The organism is Streptomyces sp. NPDC050534, assembly GCF_044457745.1.
In the GTDB taxonomy this organism is placed as follows: Bacteria; Actinomycetota; Actinomycetes; order Streptomycetales; family Streptomycetaceae; genus Streptomyces.
The window spans coordinates 290,042-305,465 of the sequence record NZ_JBITHF010000001.1 but is presented as its reverse complement, the minus strand read 5'-3'; the positions used below and the strand labels follow the sequence as shown (position 1 = coordinate 305,465).

The window sequence follows — 15,424 nt, the reverse complement described above, 5'->3', positions numbered from 1 at the left end:
CGGATGTGCACGGCATTGGCGGAAAGCCCGCCGGAGCGCCCTCCGCTTCCGCCCCGCCCCGGCCGGGGGCAGCATGGAAGGGCCACTGGTCAGAACCCGGGTGCCCGGGCGACGTCGGAAGACCTCGCCGGATGCCGCGCAAGCGACGGAGGTGGGTGCGGGATGACGGCCGATTCCTTCCGGCCCGGCAGCGAGGCACGAGGCTTCGGGGAGCCCCGGCCCACCGGCCTGCTGGACGTCCTGAGCGTGTCCGCGGTGGTCGTCGACGCCGGCGGACGCGTCGTGTTCTGGACCCCGCAGGCCGAGGAACTGTTCGGGTACACCGCCGAGGAGGCACTGGGCACCTACGCGGCCCGGCTGTTCATCCACCCCGAACATCTGCAGGCCGTCGTCGAGCTGTTCACGGAGGTGCTGCAGACCGGCCGGAGCTGGGCGGGCACCTTCCCCATCCGGCACAAGGACGGCAGCACCCGGCTGATGGAGTTCCGCAACATGCGCCTCCAGGACGACCTCGGGGACGTCTACGCCCTGGGGATCGCCGCCGACCACAACCTCCTGCAGCGCGTCGAGACCGATCTGGCCCTGTGCGAGCGGCTGATCAACCAGTCCCCGATCGGCCTGGCCCTGCTGGACCCCGATCTGCGCTACCTCCTGGTCAACCCGGCACTGGCCCGCATCGACGGCATCCCCGCCGAGGACCACGTCGGCCACAGCCTGCACGAGATCCTGACGCTGCCGGACGTCGACACCATCGAGTCCGCGCTGCGCCAGGTGCTCACCACCGGCAGCCCGCTGCTCGACCAGTACCACGTGGGCCGCCCCAAGGCCGACCCCGAGCACGAGCACGCCTGGTCGCTGTCCTTCTACCGGCTGGAGGACCCCGGCGGACGGGTCCTGGGCGCGGCCGCCTCCGTCGTCGACGTCACCGAGCGGCACCGCGTCGCCGCCGAGGCCGACCGGGCCCGGCGCCGGCTCGCCCTCATCGCCGAGGCCTCGGTGCGCGTCGGCACCACGCTGGAGGTCGAGGACACCGCCCGTGAACTGGCCGAGATCGCGGTGCCGCAGCTCGCCGACGTGGTCGCCGTGGACGTCCTCGACTCGGCGCTGGCCTGCCGCCGCTCACGCCGGCCGGACGACGGCCCGGAACTCTTCCGCGCGCTCGCCCTCAAGGCGGCCCACCCGACGGTGGCCCTGCGCGCCGCCGACCCGCCCGGCGGCCTCGCCGCCTACGACGGGGACCGCCTGGTCACGCTGTGCGTGCACTCCGGGCGGCCGGTGCTGGTGCGCCACGTCGGCGACCGGGATCTGCCGCGCATCGCCCGCGACGCCGAGGCCGGCGCGCTGCTGGCCCGGGCCGGCGTGCACTCCTACCTCGCCGTGCCGCTGATCGCCCACGGCGAGGTGCTCGGTGCCCTCGACCTGAAGCGGACCCGCAACCCGCTCCCGTTCGACGAGGACGACGTCGTCCTCGCCACCGAGCTGGCCGGCCGCGCGGCGGTGGCCATCGACAACGCCCGCTGGTTCCAGAGCGTGCGCAACACCGCCCTCACCCTCCAGCGCAGCCTGCTGCCCGACCACGCGCCGCGACACGCGGGCCTCGAACTCGCCTCCCGCTACCAACCCGCCCAGGCCACCAGCGAGGTCGGCGGCGACTGGTACGACGTCATCCCGCTCGGCGACGACAAGACCGCCCTGGTCGTCGGCGACGTCATGGGCAACGGCATCGACGCCGCCGCCACGATGGGCCGGCTGCGCACCGCCACCTGCGCCTACGCGGACCTCGACCTCGCGCCCGGCGCCGTGCTCCAGCACCTCGACAAGATCACCTGCGACCTGGAGCACTACATCGTCACCTGCCTCTACGCGGTGTACGACCCGCGCACCGGGCAGTGCCACATCGCCAACGCCGGGCACATGCCTCCCGCCCTGGCCGGCCCGGACCACCCCGCCGAGCTGCTCGACCTGCCGCCCGGCGCCCCGCTCGGCGTCGGCGGCATCTCGTTCGAGACGACCACGGTCCGGCTCGCCCCCGGCGACCTGCTGGTCCTCTACACCGACGGCCTCGTCGAGACCCGTCAGCACTCCCTGGACGACCGGCTGAACCTCATGCTGAGCTTCCTCGACGAGCCCCGGCGCCCGCTGGAGGACACCTGCGACCTGCTCCTGCACGGCCTGCGCCACCCCGACGACCACGACGACGTCGCCCTCCTCGTCGCCCGGGCCGTGCGGGCAACCGGGCCGGCGCAGGAGGCGCTCAGCCTTGGGCCGGCGTGAGCACCACGAAGTCCGCGTTCGACGGGTCGAGGCAGACGGCCAGTCTGCCCACGCCCTCCGCGTCGTCCGGTCCCATCTGCACGCTGCCGCCGTTTCCGGTGACCTGCCCGACGGCGGCGTCGCAGTCGTCGACCGCGAAGACCGGGTGCCAGTAGGCCCGCCCGTTCGTCAGCGAGAGGTCCTTCGGGGCGAGTTGCATCAGACCGCCGTGCATCCGCTCTTCGGGGAGACCGGCCGGGGTGATCAAGGTGTACGGCCCTCCCCCGCCCGGCATCGGCATGTCGCCGAACTGCCAGCCGAAGACGGCGCCGTAGAACTCCTTCGCGGCCGTGGCGTCGGTCGTGTACAGCTCGGTCCAGGACAGCGAGCCCGGCGCGTCCGCCAGCTCGAACCCGGTGATCTCCCCCGGCTGCCAGACGGCGAACCGGCCGCCCGCCGGGTCGCTGTACTGCGCCGTCCTGCCCTGGGCGCCGAAGTCCCTCGGCGCCACCCGCACCGAGCCGCCCGCGCGCTCCACGGCCTGCGTCGTGGCGTCCACGTCGGTGACGTCGTAGTAGATCATCCAGGCGGAGCGCGCGCCTTCCTCGGTGAGCCTGCCCAGCCCGGCGACGATCTTGCCGTCCTTGCGGAACATGCCGCCCTCCACGCCCTCGCCCATGGACTCGAAGTCCCAGCCGAGCACGGCGCCGTAGAAGGCGGCGGCCGCCGGGACGTCAGGGGCGCCGAGGTCGAGCCAGCAAGGGGATCCGGGGGCGAAGTCGGTGGTGATCACAGAGGTGCCCTTTCGCAGCGTTCACACCCTTTCAGCGTGACACCGCCTGTCCGCACGCGCGCGCCGGACCACCCACCCGAACACCGTCACCGAGCTCACCGCCGCGACCGCGCACCAGGTCGAGACGAACTCCAGCCGCCACAGCGCCCAGCACGCCGGCGCACCGACCGCGGCCAGCAGGCCGAGCCCCCGCAGCCAGTCGTCGCCGGACAGCAGCAACGCGCCGACGGTGGCCAGCAGATATCCCGCGATCAGCACTTCGCCGTACGGCAGTCCGATGGCGTAGCCGACGGTGTGACCGCGGATCTCGGCCCGGACCGGGCGGGTGGCGAGGGCATACGTCAGCAGGACGGCGGTCAGCACGCCGGCCACCAGCGGAACGGCCAGCCGTCGCCGGTCCGGCCGCGGAACGGCGCACACCACGGCCACCGGCACCCACACCGCCAGCAACGGGAGCGCGATCACGGCCCAGGCCACGGTGGCCCATCCGCTGCCGCCGCCGACCTGCCACACCCGGCCCTCGACCAGCTGATGCGCCCCGAGCAGCAACGGCAGCGCGGCGAGCGGCAGATCCCCGATGCGCCGCACCCGCGCCACACAGGCCACACCGACACAGGCGATCGCCGAGCCCACCACGAGATCAGCCGTCGCGCTCCAGCACATGACACAACCATGTCACCGCGTTTCGGGCCGTTCACGCATGGCACAGGGTGACAACGCGCCACGTCACAGTGACATCGCGGAGTCGCCGCCCCCCTTCGGCCGCGGTGCCGCGGCTCAGGTCGCCGGAGCGGCGCTCAGCCGTACGAGCACGGCCGAGTCGGGGCGTGGCAGGCGGACGGTCAGTCTTCCCTCGGCCGCCTCCCACTCCGACGTGCTGTCGGAGGCGGCCGGGTGGAGTACGTCCGCCGCGACGTCGGCGCCGCGCAGATGCGGGATCGTCAGCACGTGATGGTCAGCGCCGGGACCCCTTCGCCACACCGCCACGTACGTGGCCCCCGGCGACCGTAGTCCGTGCGCGATCCAGGTGTCCTCCCAGGCCGGGAGTCCGAGTGGCCAGAAGGGGCGGGCCTCCGCGATGTGCGGCCGGATGTTCTTGTACGTGCGGATCGCCGCGCGTACGAGGGCGAGCTGACCGTCGTTCATGCGGTCGAGGAAGCCGGAGAGATGGACTCGGCCCAGCAGCGGCGCGGTGAGGGTGAAGGCGATCTCGTCGGGCGTGTGGCCGGGCTGCGGGTAGGCCCACACCGCGGCCTGCTCGGGGGCGACGGCGGTGGCGGCCGCGGCGGCGATCGGCGGGTAGCGCCGGAGGTCCTGCTGGTCGCTGGTGGACTGCAGCTGGGTGACGGCGAGTTGGGCGTAGTCCATGCGCAGCCCGCCCGAACCGCAGTTCTCCAGGACCAGGGCGGGGTGGCGGTCGAGGAGTGAGTTCAGCCAGTCGAGGTGGGCGCGGTGGTGGCCGAGCAGCCCGGCGCCCGGGCTCTCGCCGTCCGCCTCGGTGCCGGGGCCGACGTTGACGTTGTAGTCGAGCTTCAGATAGCCCACGCCCCACTCGCCGACGATGCGGTCCACGACCCGGTCCAGATGGCCGCGGGCGGCGGGATGGCGCAGGTCCAGGTGATGGCGTCCGTGTTCGGTGACCCGTACGCCGCCGCGCCGGAAGAACGCCTCGGGCGGCAGCGTGCGGGCCAGCGGACTGCGGACGCCGACGACTTCGGGTTCCAGCCACAGCCCCGGCGTCATGCCCCGTGCGCGGATGGCGTCCAGGACTTCCCCCATGCCGCCGGGGAAGCGGTTCGGGGCGGCCTCCCAAGCGCCGACGGCGTCCCACCAGCCCTGGGCGTCGTCGTCGTACCAGCCCGCGTCGACGACGAACACCTCCGCACCGGCCGTCGCGGCCGCGTCGATCAGCGGCAGCAGCTTTCCGGTCGTGGGGTCGCCCATCAGGGTGTTCATGTAGTCGTTGTAGATCACCGGGAGGGTGCGGTGGTCGGCGTGGCTGCGGCGGATCCGGCGGCGGTAGTCGGTGAGTTCACCGAAGGCGGCGTCCAGACCGCCGCCGCGGACGTGCACGAGGACGGCCGGCACGGTGGTGAACTCCTCGCCGGGCGCGAGCGTGCGGTGCCACTGGTGGTGGGCGTCGCCGGGGCCGAACAGGGCGACGTAGGCGGCGCCTTCGCGCTCTCCCGTCTCGTAGCGCCAGCCGGCACTGGACTCGATCTGCCAGAGCCAGGCGCGGCCGTCGGGGGCGGTGAGGGCGGCGACCGGCAGGTGCCGCCCGGTCGACCAGCTGCCCTGTGAACACCGCTCGAAGCAGCCGCGTCCTTCGTGACCGTGGGCGGAGCGGTTCAGCGCGACGTTGTGCTCGCGGAAGGCGCCCTGGAGCCAACGGCACTCCGCGAGCCAGTCGTTGTCCGCCCAGTGCACGGTCAGGCCGTCCACGCCGCCCGCCGCGTCGGCGATGCCGCCGATGGCGAGAGTGGAGACGCTCTCCAGGCGGAGCGGGGCCGTGCCCTCGTTGACCAGGCGCACCTGGGTGCGCAGAAAGCCGGTGCCCGGGCAGGTGTTCAGGGCGACCTCGGCGGTCAGGCCCGTCTCCGGGTCCGCGAGACGGATCGTCGTGCGCTCCCAGGCGCCGTCCTGCGCCGACCTGTTTCCCGACCGGATCGCCGACCCGTATCCCTGCCCGTCTGCCGACTCGTATCCCGGCCCGTTCGCCGACTCGTGGCCTTGGTAGATCAGCCGCCCGCCGACGGCCGTGTCGATGAAGCGCTCCCCCGACCAGGTGCGGCCGTGTCCGGTGGCGGTGACCTCGACCAGCGGCAGCAGACGGGCCCGGTCCTGGCCGGGCACGCCCAGCACGACCGAGCCGGCCGCGTCCACGACGGCGTGCAGGGCGAGTGCCGGGTGCGACCAGAGCCGGGAGCCCTCGGCCGGGACGGCTGTGCTCAACAGGTTTCCCCTTCCGGGAGATGGCCGGGGCGGCGCGCTGACGGCGGGCGGCACATTCCGCCGCAGTACTGCACATGCCACCCCGTGCGTCCCCCAAAGCGCGAAAGAGCCCCGCCTTTGACATCGTTCCGGGCCTTTGCGGCAAGGCCGCCTACGGATTCGCCACTGTCTCACCCCTCTTCAGAAGGAGGTACACCGCATGGTCGGCAGACATGCAGTGGGCGCGCGCCGCGCAGCCCTGACCGCGCTCGGCGCCCTCGTACTCACCCAGGTCCCGTCCGCCGCCGCGGCCCCGCCGCCCCCCGCACCGGGACCCGCGCACCTGGCCGCCAGGACGCTGGGCGCCATCCGGCCGCCGGCCCAGATGCTGCGCGCGATGGAGCGCGACCTGGGTCTGACGCGGTCCCAGGCGAGGGCCCGGCTGGTCAACGAGGCCGAGGCCGGCACCCGCGCGGGCCGCCTGCGCAACGCGCTGGGCGGGCACTTCGCCGGTGCCTGGGTGAGCGGGGCGACCTCTTCCCAGCTCACCGTCGCCACCACCCACGCGGCGGACATCTCCGCCATTCAGGCCCAGGGCGCCAAGGCCGCTGTCGTCGCCACGCCGCTGAGCACCCTTCAGGCGCTCAAGGAGAGGCTGGACGCGACCGCCGGTCACCTGCGCTCGCGCGACACACCGGTCTGGTACGTGGACGTGCCGGCGAACCGGGTCGTGGTGCAGGCGACGAAGCAGTCGGCGGCCACGTCCTTCGTGAAGGCCGCCGGCCTGGAGGGACGGGGCGTGGCCGTCCGGATCGCGGCGGACCGTCCCAAGCTGAGGGCGGACCTCGTCGGCGGCGACGCCTACTACATCAACAACAGCGCCCGCTGCTCGATCGGCTTCTCCGTCACCAAGGGCTCCCAGCAGGGCTTCGCCTCCGCGGGCCACTGCGGCAAGCCCGGCGACAAGACCGCGGGCTACGACAAGACCGACCAGGGCACGTTCAAGGCGTCCGCGTTCCCCGGCAAGGACATGTCCTGGGTGGGCGTCAACAGCAACTGGACCGCCACGCCCGACTACAAGGGACAGGCCGGCAAGCGGGCTTCCGTCGCCGGCTCCGTGCAGGCGCTCGTCGGGGCGTCGGTCTGCCGCTCCGGCTCCACCTCCGGCTGGCACTGCGGCACCATCCGGCAGCTGGGCGCCACGGTCCAGTACGAAGAGGGCACGGTCAACGGCCTGACCCGGACCGACGTGTGCTCCGAACCGGGCGACTCCGGCGGCCCGTTCGTCTCCGGCGCCCAGGCCCAGGGCACCACCTCGGGCGGCTCGGGCGACTGCACGAGCGGCGGGACCACCTTCTTCCAGCCGGTCAACCCGGTCCTGAGCGACTTCGGCCTCACGCTGAAGACCGCCCAGACCGGCGCGCAGGCCCCGCAGGACAACAACGCGGCGGACGCCTGGATCCCCGGTCACGTCTACGAGGCCGGGCAGACGGTCACACACTCCGGCGTGCGTTACCAGTGCCTGCAGACCCACCAGGCGCAGGGTGTGTGGTCGCCGGACGCCACTCCGGCCCTGTGGCAGCGGCTGTAGGAGTCGTACGGCGCGAACGGTGCGGAGGCCCACGGCCCCCGCACCGTTCGCGTTTCCACCCCCGGGTCTACCCCTCGGCGAGGAGCCCGTACGCGGTGGCGACGAAGGGGTCGCCGGACCGGAAGCGGCGCGTGCAGACCGCCGCCAGGGCCGTGCCGGTGTCGGGCCGGAACCCCAGGAACGCCTGCTGGCCCAGGGTGGCCCCGCCATGGAAGTACATGGGCCCTACGTCCGTGGGATGCCGGAACCACGCCATGGTGTGCACGTGGCGGTGTCCCAGGCCCCGGCGCAGCAGCGGCGTGCGGACCGACCGCAGCGCGCCGGACAGGGGGGTGCCGGCCGGGTCGAGGTGTGCTTCGAGGAAGGTGAGCAGGTCGTGCGGGGTGGCCCGCAGGGCACCTGCCGCCTGGAAGCCGCCGGCGTCGAAGCCGGGCACGGGCGTACGGCCGTCCTTGCCGTGCCCCACGGCGTCGGTGTCCGGGCCGCTCGCCCGCAGCGCCGTGCCGTCCAGGGCGAGCGGGCGCAGGATCTGATCGGTGAGCAGGTTCTCCCAGGGGGTGCCGGTGACCGCCGCGAGGGCGTGGCCGAGGACGGCGACCCCGAAGTTGGAGTACCGCCACCGCGTGCCGGGCCGGTGCCGCGGGCCGCGACGCAGGAAGGCGTCGATCACCCGGGCGGCCGGGTAGCGGGCGTAGGGCGCGGTGTGCCAGGCGGGCAGGGCCCGCAGGTGGAAGTCGGCCGGCAGGGCGGGCAGTCCGGACGTGTGGGTCAGGAGATGCGCGAGCGTCACCGGGGCTGCCGCCTCCGTGCGCCGGTCCGGGTCCAGGCAGGCGGTGGCCCGCTCGCCGCCGGTCAGCAGGCCGCACCGGATCAGTTGCGCGAGCAGCAGGCCGGTGAACGTCTTGGAGGCGGAGCCGAGTTCGTAGCGCAGGTTCTCGCGGGGGGTCGGCGGGGGCGGGGCGGAGCCGCCGTGGTGGACGGTCCGGCGGCCGTGCCGGGAGACGGCGAAGACGGCGTCGGGCGCGTCGGTCGTCTCCACGGCCTGCTTCAGCCGGAGGTGCAGCTCCTCGTCGTCCTCGGCCGTCGCGGAGGTGCCCGCCGGGAAGTCGTTCTCGTCGTGCGGGTCCCCTGGCCAGGGCGCGGTGGCGGCGCTCATGAGGGGGCGTGCGCCAGCTCGGTCAGGGCACGGGAGGTAGCCAGGACGGAGGCGAAGGCGGCGACCAGCGTGGGGTGGTAGACGACGTCGAAGACCTCCTCGGGCGCGCCCTCGGGCAGGCCGCGGACGGCGGGCACGGCGCCGTCGGGCTGTTGCGCGGCCGCGAACGCCTGCCAGGCCCGCTCGTCGAGGGTGGGGCGGGGCAGACAGGCGTCGACGACGAGGAGTTCGCCGAGCAGGTCCCAGCGTTCGAGGTCGAGCCAGTCGTCGATCCAGACCGGCAGCCAGGTGGCGAGGTACTCGGCGATGTGCGGCGGCAGGCCCTCGGGGCGCTCTCCCCAGTCGGTGAGGTGGAACACCGCATGGGTGATGTCGTAGGCGGTGTGCCCGCCGACCGTCCAGGGCTCGGGTGTGCGGCCCAGCCAGGTCGCGCCGACGAGGTCGGTCTCCGGCGGGCGGGAGGTGAGGCCGTAGCGGCGCTGGAACGCGGCGAGCCCGAGGCGGCGGGTCGGGTGGAGTTCGAGGGCCGCGTAGCTCTCGAGCCGGTGGTGGAGGGCGGCGGCGCGCTCCACCTCGGGCTCGCTGTAGCCGAGTTCCTTGTAAGGCAGGTACACCTCGAAGGGGATGGGTGAGAGCGGCTCGATGCGCTGGCCGCGCACCAGCATGCGGCCGCCGTCCAGGGTGTCGCGCCAGGTGTGGTCCACCAACCGGCGGGCCAGTTCGGCCTGTTCCGATCCGGCCACGCCCTCGCGGAACAACACCCGGCAGATCAGGGCGAGTTCGCCGATCGGCTTGAATCTCTCCAGGAAGCCCACTTCCGGATCGACGTCGGGTTCCAGCCGGAAGCCGTCGCGCCGCGCCCAGAGCCACTGAAGGGCGCGGACGCCGACCGTGTGCAGCAGACGGGTTTCGGTCATCGGGGCGCTCCTTGGCCGTCGTACCGGTTCCGGGTGTCCTCGGTGCGGAGCCCGGGGCCGTCGGTTTCGCGGGTGAGGAGGTCGACGCTCAGGGCCGCGGCGAAGGCTGCCATGAGGGTGGAGTGGTAGCAGTGGACGAAGCCCGGATCGGGCTCGTCCGTGGTGTCCGGCGCGGTCAACGGGATGGCGCCCGAGTCGAGTTGGGCCCGCGCTAGCCGGGTCCAGGCATCCTGGAGCATGGCCGTGTCGGGCGGGTGGGGAAGGCTCGCGGCGACGATCAGGAGTTCGCCGGCGAGGTCCCACAGTCCGGCGTCCAGGCAGGTGTCGAGCCACGGCGGCAGCCAGTCGGCGAGGTAGGCGGCCAGGTCTTCGGGGACGTCCTGGGCGGTGCGGCCCCAGTCGGTGAGGTGGAAGACGACGTGGGTGAGCGCGTACCCGGCGGTGCGCTCGAAGGCCCACGGTTCCGGCAGCCCGCCGAGCCAGGTGCGGCTCAGCGCCTGCGCGGGCCGCTCCTGGCGGTGGATGCCGCTGCGCCGCTCGGCGTTGAGCAGGCCGAGCCGGCGGGTCGGCTCCTGTTCGGTGCGGCGCCAGCCGCGGGTGCGGGCCACCGTGGCGGCGGCCGCCTCGTACCCGGCGTGCCGGAACCCGGCGCCGGCGAAGACCGAGTACACCTCCAGCGGGTACGTCGCGAAGGGCTCCAACTGCTGGAGGCGCAGGAACAGTTCCCCTCGGCCCGTCTGCTGCCAGGCGAACGCCAGCAGGTCGCAGACACAGGCGTGCAGGGGGTCGGACGGCGGGGTGCGGCGGCGTACGCTCACGCACGTCTGGGCCAGTTCGCCGAGCGGTTTCCAGGTGAGATCGACCTGGCCGTCGGCGGTGAACGCGTCGTCGTCGAGGGCGAAGTCGCCGCGGTGCGCGGAGATCCAGGCGAGCGCGGCGATCTCCAGGTTCCGTATCTGCCCGACGTCGACGGCGATCGTCATACGAACGCTCCGGTCCAGCGCATCGCCCGGGCCGCCTCCAGCTGGAGCGCGACGCGCGGGTCGCTGCCGCCCATCAGCTCCACGAAGTCGAGGCCGCTCTCCAGGCCCAGTGTGGCCGGCACGCCGTCCAGCAGCGTCAGCCAGCGGCCGGCCCCGGCGGCCTGGAGCCAGTCCCGGCGGCGCACCGCGCGCACGAAGCCGCGGGCGACGTCCACCGTTCGGCTTCGGGCGGCGCGGGTCACCGCGCTGTCCTCGCCGGGCACCGCGAGCGGGGCCAGGACGGCGAGTTGATGTGTCAGCAGTTGCCAGGTGGCGGCGCCGAGCCAGTCGGCGCCGGGTTCCGCACCCGGTTCACCCTGGCCGAAGTGGTGCAGTGTGCGTCTCATCGCCCAGTGGCTCCACACGACGGTGGGCGCCGCGTCGGAGCGGGGCGGGAAGTTCTCCACGGCCAGCCGGAACGCGTCGAGCGTGTCCGGGAGAGGCGGGGTGCGGGTGAGGACGTGCGGCAACAGCAGGTCCGCGCCCAGCACGCGTACGGCCGCGGCGGCGAGGCCGGCCTCGGGGCCGTTCACCGTGCCGCCGGACAGCTGGACGTGGCCCCCGTCCCGGAGGACGGAGACCACGTCCGACGAGAGGTCCTGCACCACACCCTGCAGGAGGGCGGACGTGCCTGACTGCTCCATTCAGCTGCTCCTGTCGGCTCGCTCAGCCCTTCTTGGGGCGGGGGGCCGGCGGGGAGAGCAGCAGTGACGTGGTGCCGGAGGTCAGCGCGAGTGCGGCGCACTCGCGGCTGTCACGGTAGACACCGTCGGGCTCGGCGGGGTCCAGTGCCGCGTCGATGTCGACGCTTTCGATCCCCGTGAGTTCCTCGACCGTCCTGTCCGTGGAAGGCATACGACCATCTCCTCTGGGTGTACGAAGAGCCTTCGTGATCCAGGTCACCATAAGTGCACAAAGCATGCAAACTGCCACAAAAGAAACATTGGTCACTTCTTCAACGACGCGGCAGCCACGGCGATGTCACGCCAGATATTCGGTCGCGGCGTCCAGCAGCCAGTCCGCGAGGTAGCCGGCGAAGGACGAGCGGACCAGCACCCAGAACCCGGCCCGCGGCTCGTCCCGGGCGACCAGCACGACCTGGGTGCGGCCCAGCGTCGTCTGGGCGCAGCGCCCGGCGCCGAAGGCGCGCGGGTGCAGGTCGAGCGAGCAGCCGTGGGCCAGCAGGTCGCGGGCGCGGGGGCCCGCGACGAGCAGCGTGGTGCGCTGGGCGGAGACGTCGGTGACGGAGACGGGCTCGTCCCCGGCGGCCTCCCGGACGCGGGCCTCCAGATCCGCCTGGCTGCCGGGCGGGCCCACCACGAGCCACTCGTCCGGGCCGAGCCACAGTGCGGTCAACTCCCCTGCCCGTATGACCGTGTTGGGTTCGAGGGGCAGTTGCAGGCCGAGCGCGAGCCCGACCGCGTCCGCCGCCGCGCCCTTGGCGTCCAGGCGGATGTTCAGCTGGGTCAGGAAGGGCAGTTCGGCCAGCCGGATCGCGCCCCGGGCGGTGCGCGTCGCGGCCGCGAGACGGCCGGCGTCACGCGCCAGGGGGCTGCGGGGCGGGGCGGAAAGAGCGGTGTCAGCCATCACGGCGGGCTCCTTCGGGGTCGTAGAGGACGGGGCCGGTGACGGTCACCGGGACCAGCCGGTCGCCGACGGGGGCGTACAGCAACTCGCCGATGCGATCCCGGCCGCCCTTGATCAGGGCGAGCGCGAAGGTCCGTCCGAGGGCGGCGCTGCGGTAGCTGGAGGTGACGTGGCCGAGCATCGGGACGGGCGGGGCGGGCAGCACGCTGCCGGCCACCAGCTGGGTGCCCTCGGGCAGGAAGGTGCCGGGCTCCTCGGGGAGCAGGCCGACCAGGTGCTTGCGGTCGGGGCGGACGGTGTCGGCGCGGGCGTAGGAGCGCTTGCCGATGAAGTCGCGCTTCTTCTTGGACACCGCCCAGCTCATGCCGAGGTCCTGCGGGGTGACCGTGCCGTCGGTGTCCTGGCCGACGATCGGGTAGCCCTTCTCGGCGCGCAGGACGTGCATCGTCTCCGTGCCGTACGGGGTGATGCCGTACCCGGCGCCCGCCTCGTACAGGGCCTCCCACAGGGCGAGGGCGTCCCACGGCGACACGTTGATCTCGTAGGCGAGTTCACCGGAGAAGCTGATCCGGCAGACCCGGGCGTCGATGCCCGCGACGGCCGTGTCCCGCCACGCCATGAACGGGAAGTCCTCGTTGGCCACGGCCAGTTGCGGTGCCAGGGAGCCGAGGACCGCACGCGACCTCGGGCCGACGAGGGCGACGGTGGCCCACTGTTCGGTGACGGACGTGCAGTGCACCCGCAGGTCCGGCCACTCGGTCTGGAGCCACTCCTCCATCCAGTCCAGTACGGCGGCCGCGTTGCCCGTGGTCGTGGTGACCAGGAAGCGGTCCTGGGCGAGGCGGATGACGGTGCCGTCGTCGAAGACCATGCCGTCCGGGCGGCACATCACGCCGTAGCGGATCATGCCGGTCTTCAGGGTGCTCATCATGTTGGTGTAGAGCAGGTCCAGGAAGGCCGCCGCGTCCGGGCCCTGCACGTCGATCTTGCCGAGCGTGGAGGCGTCCATGAAGGCGACGCCCTCGCGGGCGGCGGCGCATTCGCGCAGCACGGCCGTCTCCATGTCCTCGCCGTCCCGCGGGTAGTACCACGGGCGCTTCCACTGGCCGACGTTCTCGAACAGGGCGCCGTGCGCGACATGCCACTCGTGCAGCGCCGTCGTACGGACCGGGTCGCTCAGCCGGCCTCGGTCGCGGCCGGCGAGCGCGGCGAAGGAGACCGGCGTGTAGGGCGGCCGGAAGGTGGTCGTGCCGAGCACGGAGATGTCCACGCCGAGCAGTTCGGCAACCACACCGCCGGCCAGGACGCCGGAGGTCTTGCCCTGGTCGTTGGCGGTGCCGGCCGTGGTGTAGCGCTTGGTGTGCTCCACCGAGCGCATGCCGGCCGCGGTGGCGCGGGCCAAGTCGTCCACGGTGACGTCGCGTTGGAGGTCCACGAAGCGCGGGGCGCCCGCGCGGCCGGGCACGGTGAAGACCTGCATGGGCGGCGTCGGCCGCGGCTGTGCGGGCACGGCCGGCAGGGCGGGCACCTCGGCGGTGTAGCCCTCGGCCTCGAGCGCGCGGACACCGGCCGCCGCGCCCTGGGCCAGGACCCGGGCCAGCTCGAACACACCGCTCGCGCCGCCCGCGACCTCGACGGCCTGCCGGCAGGTGTCGGGCACGAAGGTGCCGAGCACCTCGTCGCGGCGGAGCTTGCCGCCCGCCTGGCTGAACAGGTGTGCCACCGGGTTCCAGCCGCCGGAGACCAGCAGGAGGTCGGCGGTGAACTCCCGCTGTCCTTCGGTCTGTCCGTACGGGGCAACGGTGACGGAGGTCAGGCGCGCCTTGCCGTCCGTCCCGGTCACGGCGTGTCCGGCGAGCACTTCGATGCCTGCCGCGCGGGCGCGTTCGGCCCACTCCCCCGGCTCGGTACGGGTGTCGACGATCGCCGGGATGTCCACGCCGGCCGCGGCGAGGTCCAGTGCGGCGGCGTAGGCGCTGTCGTTGGTGGTGAACACGACGGCGCGGCGGCCGGGGAGGACTCCGTACCGGTTGGCGTAGGTACGGGCCGAGGCGGCCAGCATCACGCCCGGGCGGTCGTTGTCGGCGAAGGCCAGCGAGCGCTCGTGGGCGCCGGTGGCGAGGACGACGCGGCGGGCCCGGATGCGGTGGACGCGTTCGCGGGAGACGCCGGCCGGGGCGGCGGCGCCGAGGTGGTTGGTGCGCCGCTCCACGGCCAGGAGGTGGTTGTCGTCGTAGTAGCCGAAGACGGTGGTGCGGCGGAGGATGCGGACGTCTGTCGCCGCCTCCAGCTGCCGGGCTGTCTCGCCCACCCAGTCGCGGAGTTCGCCGGTGCCGAGGAGGCTGCCGCCGAGTTCCGGCTGGTCGTCGGCGAGGATGACGCGGGCGCCGGTGCGTGCCGCGGCGGCCGCCGCCGCGAGGCCCGCGGGGCCCGCGCCGACGATCAGCACGTCGCAGTGGTCGTGCACGGCGTCGTAGCGGGCCGGGTCGGGGGCGGTGGCGAGGCGGCCCTGGCCGGGGAGGCTGGTCGCGACGAGTCCGTCGTAGAGCTCGACCGTCGTGGCGGGGAGCATCGGCTCGGGGAAGGGTTCCTCGATCTGGATCACGGCGTTGGGTTCTTCGACGCCGGCGGAGAAGATGCCTCGGGGGCGGCCGAGTTTGATGCTGGTCGCTGTCGCGATGACTCCGTTGGCCAGGAGGGCGGAGGCGAGGGTGTCGCCCTCGCGGCCCTGGTATTCGGAGCCGTCGAAGGTGAAGGTCAAGGTGCGCCCTTGGCGCCGTACCGGGGGCTTCGCCCCCAGACCCCCGACCGGCCCTGAAGGGGCCTCGTCCTCAAACTCCCCCAGAGGGGGTGCCCCCAGACGGGCTGAAAGCGCCGGCCCCGGCTCATTCGGTACCGTCTCCGGCCTCGCCTCCCCCACCCGGTACACCGTCAGGACCTCGTTCGTCGACGTGTCACGCACCGCGTTGAACCAGCGGCGGCAGCCCGAGGTGTGGTTCCAGCGTTCGGCGAAGGGGCCCTTCGGGTTGTCGCGGAAGAAGAGGTAGCGGGCCCACTCCTCGTCGGTGAGGGCCGACGGGTCCTCGGGATACGGGACGTGGGCCTGGCCGCCGTAGTGGAACTCGGCCTCGTCGCGGGGCCCGCACCACGGGCAGGGGATCAGCAGCATGGATC

The 15,424-nt window shown here is 73.4% G+C and carries 12 protein-coding genes; 2 read left to right on the top strand and 10 right to left on the bottom strand.

What is annotated here, in order from left to right; genetic code table 11:
* Nucleotides 1-162: 162 nt before the first annotated feature.
* The gene (locus ACIBN2_RS01425; protein WP_399132032.1) at nt 163-2,274 is read left to right on the top strand and encodes a SpoIIE family protein phosphatase; all 2,112 of its coding nucleotides are present in this window, start codon (nt 163-165) and stop codon (nt 2,272-2,274) included.
* Here ACIBN2_RS01425 and ACIBN2_RS01420 read toward each other — a convergent pair.
* From ACIBN2_RS01420 to ACIBN2_RS01410, 3 genes are all read right to left on the bottom strand, one after another.
* Complete coding sequence (locus ACIBN2_RS01420) at nt 2,255-3,046, bottom strand: VOC family protein (RefSeq protein WP_399132031.1); 792 nt, start codon at nt 3,044-3,046, stop codon at nt 2,255-2,257. The two genes, ACIBN2_RS01425 and ACIBN2_RS01420, sit on opposite strands and share 20 nt — an antisense overlap.
* A 21-nt stretch (nt 3,047-3,067) precedes the next feature.
* A complete protein-coding gene (locus ACIBN2_RS01415; RefSeq protein WP_399132030.1) occupies nt 3,068-3,709 on the bottom strand; it encodes a DUF6629 family protein in 642 nt (213 codons plus the stop codon).
* A gap of 114 nt (nt 3,710-3,823) precedes the next feature.
* Complete coding sequence (locus tag ACIBN2_RS01410; protein WP_399132029.1) at nt 3,824-5,998, bottom strand: alpha-galactosidase; 2,175 nt, start codon at nt 5,996-5,998, stop codon at nt 3,824-3,826.
* A 199-nt stretch (nt 5,999-6,197) separates the two neighbouring features.
* Between ACIBN2_RS01410 and ACIBN2_RS01405 the strand changes: the two genes are divergently transcribed.
* Nucleotides 6,198-7,568: an alpha-lytic protease prodomain-containing protein gene (locus tag ACIBN2_RS01405; RefSeq protein ID WP_399132028.1), complete on the top strand. Its 1,371-nt coding sequence runs from the start codon at nt 6,198-6,200 to the stop codon at nt 7,566-7,568.
* Between the two features lie 67 nt (nt 7,569-7,635).
* On the opposite strand, the gene ACIBN2_RS01400 is transcribed toward ACIBN2_RS01405, so the two are convergent.
* From ACIBN2_RS01400 to ACIBN2_RS01370, 7 genes are all read right to left on the bottom strand, one after another.
* The gene (locus tag ACIBN2_RS01400) at nt 7,636-8,724 is read right to left on the bottom strand and encodes a serine hydrolase domain-containing protein (RefSeq protein ID WP_399132026.1); all 1,089 of its coding nucleotides are present in this window, start codon (nt 8,722-8,724) and stop codon (nt 7,636-7,638) included.
* The gene (locus tag ACIBN2_RS01395) at nt 8,721-9,641 is read right to left on the bottom strand and encodes a DUF6895 family protein (protein WP_399132025.1); all 921 of its coding nucleotides are present in this window, start codon (nt 9,639-9,641) and stop codon (nt 8,721-8,723) included. Before ACIBN2_RS01395 ends, ACIBN2_RS01400 begins: the two co-directional genes overlap by 4 nt.
* Nucleotides 9,638-10,624, bottom strand: coding sequence for a DUF6895 family protein (locus ACIBN2_RS01390; protein ID WP_399132024.1), 987 nt, complete (start codon nt 10,622-10,624; stop codon nt 9,638-9,640). Before ACIBN2_RS01390 ends, ACIBN2_RS01395 begins: the two co-directional genes overlap by 4 nt.
* The gene (locus tag ACIBN2_RS01385) at nt 10,621-11,307 is read right to left on the bottom strand and encodes a hypothetical protein (RefSeq protein WP_399132023.1); all 687 of its coding nucleotides are present in this window, start codon (nt 11,305-11,307) and stop codon (nt 10,621-10,623) included. The genes ACIBN2_RS01390 and ACIBN2_RS01385 overlap by 4 nt, the downstream gene beginning before the upstream one ends.
* A 22-nt stretch (nt 11,308-11,329) precedes the next feature.
* Nucleotides 11,330-11,518: a hypothetical protein gene (locus tag ACIBN2_RS01380; RefSeq protein ID WP_399132022.1), complete on the bottom strand. Its 189-nt coding sequence runs from the start codon at nt 11,516-11,518 to the stop codon at nt 11,330-11,332.
* A 126-nt stretch (nt 11,519-11,644) separates the two neighbouring features.
* Nucleotides 11,645-12,250 carry a sarcosine oxidase subunit gamma gene (locus ACIBN2_RS01375; RefSeq protein ID WP_399132020.1) on the bottom strand — a complete coding sequence of 202 codons (606 nt, stop codon included), beginning with the start codon at nt 12,248-12,250 and terminating at the stop codon, nt 11,645-11,647.
* On the bottom strand, nt 12,243-15,419 hold the full coding sequence (locus tag ACIBN2_RS01370) for a sarcosine oxidase subunit delta family protein (RefSeq protein WP_399132019.1): 3,177 nt from the start codon (nt 15,417-15,419) through the stop codon (nt 12,243-12,245). The genes ACIBN2_RS01375 and ACIBN2_RS01370 overlap by 8 nt, the downstream gene beginning before the upstream one ends.
* Between the last annotated feature and the right edge of the window lie 5 nt (nt 15,420-15,424).

Coding starts and splice junctions, on each gene's coding strand:
- ACIBN2_RS01370 (WP_399132019.1), bottom strand. CDS start 15,419: ATGCTGCTGATCCCCTGCCCGTGGTGCGGGCCCCGCGACGAGGCCGAG.
- ACIBN2_RS01395 (WP_399132025.1), bottom strand. CDS start 9,641: ATGACCGAAACCCGTCTGCTGCACACGGTCGGCGTCCGCGCCCTTCAG.
- ACIBN2_RS01400 (WP_399132026.1), bottom strand. CDS start 8,724: ATGAGCGCCGCCACCGCGCCCTGGCCAGGGGACCCGCACGACGAGAAC.
- ACIBN2_RS01405 (WP_399132028.1), top strand. CDS start 6,198: ATGGTCGGCAGACATGCAGTGGGCGCGCGCCGCGCAGCCCTGACCGCG.
- ACIBN2_RS01380 (WP_399132022.1), bottom strand. CDS start 11,518: ATGCCTTCCACGGACAGGACGGTCGAGGAACTCACGGGGATCGAAAGC.
- ACIBN2_RS01425 (WP_399132032.1), top strand. CDS start 163: ATGACGGCCGATTCCTTCCGGCCCGGCAGCGAGGCACGAGGCTTCGGG.
- ACIBN2_RS01385 (WP_399132023.1), bottom strand. CDS start 11,307: ATGGAGCAGTCAGGCACGTCCGCCCTCCTGCAGGGTGTGGTGCAGGAC.
- ACIBN2_RS01390 (WP_399132024.1), bottom strand. CDS start 10,624: ATGACGATCGCCGTCGACGTCGGGCAGATACGGAACCTGGAGATCGCC.
- ACIBN2_RS01375 (WP_399132020.1), bottom strand. CDS start 12,250: ATGGCTGACACCGCTCTTTCCGCCCCGCCCCGCAGCCCCCTGGCGCGT.
- ACIBN2_RS01415 (WP_399132030.1), bottom strand. CDS start 3,709: ATGTGCTGGAGCGCGACGGCTGATCTCGTGGTGGGCTCGGCGATCGCC.